Annotated in this window: 7 protein-coding genes; 5 read left to right on the top strand and 2 right to left on the bottom strand. The window is 59.5% G+C overall.

Going from position 1 to position 4703, the window contains the following annotated elements; all coding sequences use genetic code 11:
- The coding region (locus AACS18_RS01335; protein ID WP_108612008.1) for an amino acid ABC transporter ATP-binding protein at positions 1-606 on the bottom strand (606 nt) is incomplete at its 3' end.
- Positions 607-712: 106 nt separating this feature from the next.
- Here AACS18_RS01335 and AACS18_RS01330 point away from each other — a divergent pair.
- Both AACS18_RS01330 and AACS18_RS01325 read left to right on the top strand, forming a co-directional pair.
- On the top strand, positions 713-1255 hold the full coding sequence (locus AACS18_RS01330) for a hypothetical protein (RefSeq protein ID WP_108612007.1): 543 nt from the start codon (positions 713-715) through the stop codon (positions 1253-1255).
- 216 nt (positions 1256-1471) lie between these two features.
- The gene (locus tag AACS18_RS01325) at positions 1472-1753 is read left to right on the top strand and encodes an RNA recognition motif domain-containing protein (protein WP_005337180.1); all 282 of its coding nucleotides are present in this window, start codon (positions 1472-1474) and stop codon (positions 1751-1753) included.
- A 70-nt stretch (positions 1754-1823) separates the two neighbouring features.
- Here AACS18_RS01325 and AACS18_RS01320 read toward each other — a convergent pair whose 3' ends face one another.
- Positions 1824-2723, bottom strand: coding sequence for an aldo/keto reductase (locus tag AACS18_RS01320; protein ID WP_108612009.1), 900 nt, complete (start codon positions 2721-2723; stop codon positions 1824-1826).
- Positions 2724-2870: 147 nt separating this feature from the next.
- Between AACS18_RS01320 and AACS18_RS01315 the strand changes: the two genes are divergently transcribed.
- From AACS18_RS01315 to AACS18_RS01305, 3 genes are all read left to right on the top strand, one after another.
- Entirely contained in the window at positions 2871-3278 is a 408-nt protein-coding gene (locus AACS18_RS01315; RefSeq protein ID WP_108612006.1) for a helix-turn-helix domain-containing protein, read from the top strand.
- A gap of 87 nt (positions 3279-3365) precedes the next feature.
- Positions 3366-4067, top strand: coding sequence for a short-chain dehydrogenase (locus tag AACS18_RS01310; RefSeq protein ID WP_108612005.1), 702 nt, complete (start codon positions 3366-3368; stop codon positions 4065-4067).
- Between the two features lie 112 nt (positions 4068-4179).
- The coding region (locus AACS18_RS01305) for a GntG family PLP-dependent aldolase (protein ID WP_146184735.1) at positions 4180-4703 on the top strand (524 nt) is incomplete at its 3' end.

The raw sequence follows: 4703 nt of genomic DNA, 5'->3' as shown, positions 1-4703 counted from the left end.
GATCAGGGTCATCCCCTCGTCAGCCAGCTCGCGGATCACATCGAGCACTTCGCGGATCATCTCGGGGTCGAGGGCGGAGGTGGGCTCGTCAAACAGCATCAGCTCGGGTTGCATGCAGAGGGAGCGGGCGATGGCGACCCGCTGCTGCTGGCCGCCGGAGAGCTGGTGGGGGTACTTGTCGGCCTGCGCCTGAATGCGCACCCGCTCGAGCAGCCCGAGCGCCCGGGCTTTGGCCTCCTCAGGGCGCAACCCCAGGGTATGCACTGGTGCCACCATCAGGTTTTCCAGCACCGTCATATGGGGGAAGAGGTTGAACTGCTGAAACACCATGCCAACCCGGCCTTGCAGGCGGCGCAGGTAGGAAGGGGTCACCGGCTCGCCAAACAGGAATAGCTGGCCGCCGTCGATCCCCTCCAGCCCGTTGATGGTGCGGATCAGGGTCGATTTTCCCGAGCCTGACGGGCCACAGATGACCCACTTCTCTCCCCGTTCAATGGTGAGATCGATGTGATGAAGAGCCTGAAAGTCGCCATAGAATTTGTCGACGCCACAAAAGCGCACACAGGGTTGCGAGCTGGTCAAGAAGCGGGTTCCACTGAGAATCATTTACGCCATGGTATTGATTTTATAGGGGGATGACAAAGAAAACCCCCTTGTCAGCATCCTGATGGCTATTCACAATGGCGCCATTTCGTGATGACAGGAGCTTTTCATGCGTATTACATCCTTGCTTACCGGTTCCCAGGTGCAGCTGTTGATGCCGCCAGCGGTTCGCTATCGCTGCGTCATTTTTCTGCTGTTGCTGGTGAGTTGGGGCGTGGTGGTGGCCTCCTTGTGGGATGGTTGGGGCGCCATGGCGCTGCTCAACTGGGTGGGCGTGGTCTTTGGTGGCATCACCGGGATCATGGTGTCGCTGCCCCGCAGCTGGCAGCCCTGGCGCCTGGCGGAGCTGGGGTGGGATGAACAACATATCTATCTGCTCAATGGCAACAAGGATGAGGCGCTGGCACTGCCCCGCAGCCAGCTGGTGGCGCTCGAACGGGAGAGGCGAGTGGGCCACGACGGCCAGTGGCTCGATTTCAGCCTCGATCTGCAACTGAGTGAAGAGGAGCTGGCGGCGGCCATGGCCTTGCTGGATCTCAAGGCGGGGGAGCTCCATCTGGTGAGCCCGTCGGTCTATCGCTTCGGCTTTAAACGGGCTTGGCACGGTCGCCGGATGCTGGCGCAACGGTTGTCAGATCTGCAATCGGCCTGAGTCGACTATTTTCTCGACAATTCCCGGCAAAGCTCAGATACTGCCAATGACTCGAATTGATCTTGTCTGCACTGTTACCCCAAGAGATCAATCACTTGACGACAGTGTGGAGAAGGCCACGGCATGAAGCCATGGCAGGTCCGGCATAGGGGTTGTGCCCTTACCGTTATGCTGGGAATTGCATAGAGAAGGCACCTTGAATCGAGAGTGGATGGCATGAAGATTTACGTAGGAAATCTGTCGTACCGGATGACGGCCGACGAACTGAAAACCCTGTTCAGCCAGTTTGGACAGGTCGACAAGGTTGATATCATCATCGACCGCGATACCGGCCAGTCAAAGGGGTTTGGTTTTATTGAAATGCCGGTCAATGGTGATGCCGAAAAGGCCATCGCTGGTCTGCATGGCACAGAAGTCGGTGGCCGTACCATCACCGTCAATCAGGCCAAGCCGAAGACAGATGCTCCCCGTGGTCGCCCGCAACAGCGCCACCGCTAAGGTGCCTTTGCAATGAAAAACGGCATGGGTTTCCCCCATGCCGTTTTTGTTTCTGCACGTTTTGCAGTTATCAGGGGACGTCGTAACCGAGCGCCGCCTTGCGGATGCGGAACCACTGCTGGCGATTGAGGGCGATGGATTCGGCGGCCACGGCGGCAGCAATCCGCTCCCGTTTGCCGGAGCCAATCAATGGCAGCGGCTGGCTTGGCAGCATCATTACCCAGGCGTAGACCACCTGCTCGATAGTCTGGGCGCCCACTTCCTGACGGATCTGCTCCAGTTCGGCACGCAGCGGGGCATAGGCCTCATCGCTGAACAGTCGGCCGCCGCCGAGACATGACCAGGCCATCGGCTTGATGCCAAGCTGCTGGCACTGATCCAGGGTACCATCGAGGGTCCCTTCCTGATGAAGCGGCGAGATCTCCAGCTGGTTGGTGACCAGCGGGAAGGGGAGGCGCGATTGCAGTAGCTCGAACTGACGGGCGGTGAAGTTGGATACCCCGGCGTGCTTGATCTTGCCCGCCTGTTTCAGGGTGATAAAGGCGTCGGCCACTTCATCTGCGTTCATCAGGGGATCCGGGCGGTGGATCAGCAGCAGGTCCAGATGGTCGGTGCCGAGCTTGCGCAGCGAGGCCTCGGCGCTGGCGATGATATGGTCCTTGCCGGTGTTGTAGTGGTTGAGAGCATGCTCCGGCTTGGCGGTGAGGGCGATACCGCACTTGGTGACGATCTCCATCCGGCTGCGCAGGGAAGGCTCGAGGCGCAGGGCGTGACCAAAGGCCTCTTCGCACTGGTAGCCACCATAGATATCGGCGTGATCGATGGTGGTGACCCCCAGATCCAGATGATATTTCATCAGATCGAGCAGAGCGGCTGGAGAGAGCTGCCACTCCATCAGGCGCCAGTAACCCATGATGAGGCGAGAGAAGGTGGGACCTTGCGGATGCAGAGCGACACGGGATACAGACATGGTTGACTCCTTGAAAAACACGATGCGAAAACGATGTGCAACATAGATGACTGCGGGCATCTTGGCCTCATGTGGCTGGCAAAGCAATAATGGGCAGTGGCATGATTCGAACTTTGGTTCTGATCGCAGAGTAGGAGAGAGAGTTGGATGGAAGGATTTGCCGAGCGCTTGCAGAGCCTGATCGGGGAGATGAGCGTGAGCGCCTTTGCCCGCAAGGTAGGGCTCAGTGAAGCGCTGATCCGCAAATATTTGAAGGGAGCCGAGCCTGGTCTGGCGCGGGCCAACCAGATTGCCATGGGGGCCAACTGCTCGCTGGAGTGGCTGGCAACCGGCTGCGGTTATCTCTACCGTCAGGCGGAAGTGGTAGACAGGGAGGCGCTGGCAGCGGCGCAGCTACTGCTGGGCGAGCAGCAACCCGGGGTGGGGCTGCCCGATGAGGAGGCACTGATCACCCTGCTCGCCTATTACCAGTTTTTGCGCACCCACAAGAAAGCGGACGGTTTTCTCGACTTAGCGCTGGCGCGGGAGTTTGGTCGCCATCTGGGGGAAGCGTGATGAGGGGCATATTACCCTTTGGTCGTGTCACGGCCGGTTGATTATTCTGATACGCTCTAAGCAAGATAACTCTCCATGGAATGGGCGATGAGCTACTTGATCCTCGGAAGCGGTGCGCTGGGCTCGGCGCTGGCAAGAGAGCTGATGGCAAGGGGAGAGTCCTTCCTTCTGGCCGGGCGCACCTATCCAAAAGGGATCGAGATGGGGGCCTTCTTCCCGCTGCAAGAGGTGGACGCCATCTCGTTCGACGCCCTGTTTACCCTCTACGACACCGATCCGTTCCCCACTGTGGTGATCAACACCATCGGCCTGTTGCACGATGTCAGCTTTATGCCAGAGCGGCGGGTCGAAGAGGTGCATCCCAAGTGGCTGTGCGACAGCCTGCTGGCCAATGCCTGGCCAACACTGGCGCTGGCTGCCCGTTTCAGTCGGTTGATGGGCAATGACCATCCGCTGTGGCTCTGTGCCATCTCTGATCTGGCGGGCTCCATCACCTCCAATCTGGAGGGGGGGCGTTACAGCTATCGGATGAGCAAGGCGGCCCTCGACATGGGGGTGAAAACTCTGGCCCTCGAGTGGGCGCAGCGTTTCCCGCAAGCGGGGGTGGTGGCGGTGGCGCCCGGCTTGATGGACTCCCCGATGAATGCTCCCTTTCTGAGCGAGTTGCCTGCGGAGCAATTGCAGGAGCCTGGCGAGGTGGCGGTGAAACTGCTCAATCTCATCAAGGGGTTATCGTTGACCCAATCGGGTCAGCTACTGGATCTCAACGGTCAGCCGCTGCCTTGGTAAATCCCGCCTGCGGGTTCTATGGACGTCTATTGGCTTCACATTCTGCTCATGCGCCCCTTGCCAAGCGAGGGGCGCATGGCTAACGTCACTCTCCTGTTTCAGGAGGGATCTCATGCGCTATATCGATTTACGAAGTGACACCGTCACCCAGCCTACTGACGCCATGCGTCAAGCCATGCTCCACGCCGAAGTCGGTGACGATGTCTATGGTGAAGATCCGGGCGTCAACGCGCTGGAGGCCTTTGGGGCCAGATTGCTGGGCAAACAGGCGGCGCTGTTTGTACCGTCCGGCACCATGTCCAATCTGTTGGCGGTGATGAGCCACTGTCAGCGCGGTGAGGGGGCCATCCTCGGCAACGCCGCTCACATCTATCGCTATGAAGCGCAGGGGAGTGCCGTGCTGGGCTCCGTAGCCCTGCAACCCTTGCCGATGCAGCGCGATGGCACGCTGGCATTCGATGATATCAAGGCTGCGCTGGCCCCTGATGATGCCCACTTCGTCCAGACTCGCCTGATCTGCCTTGAGAACACCCACAACGGCAAGGTGCTGCCGCTCTCCTATCTGCAGGAGATGGGGGCATTCGTTGCCGAGCGCGGCTTGAAGCTTCATCTCGATGGCGCCAGGCTCTTTAACGC

The sequence above is a fragment of the Aeromonas sp. HMWF015 genome (assembly GCF_963878965.1).
Classification (GTDB): domain Bacteria; phylum Pseudomonadota; class Gammaproteobacteria; order Enterobacterales; family Aeromonadaceae; genus Aeromonas; species Aeromonas veronii.
This window is presented reverse-complemented; position numbering and strand designations above follow the sequence as displayed.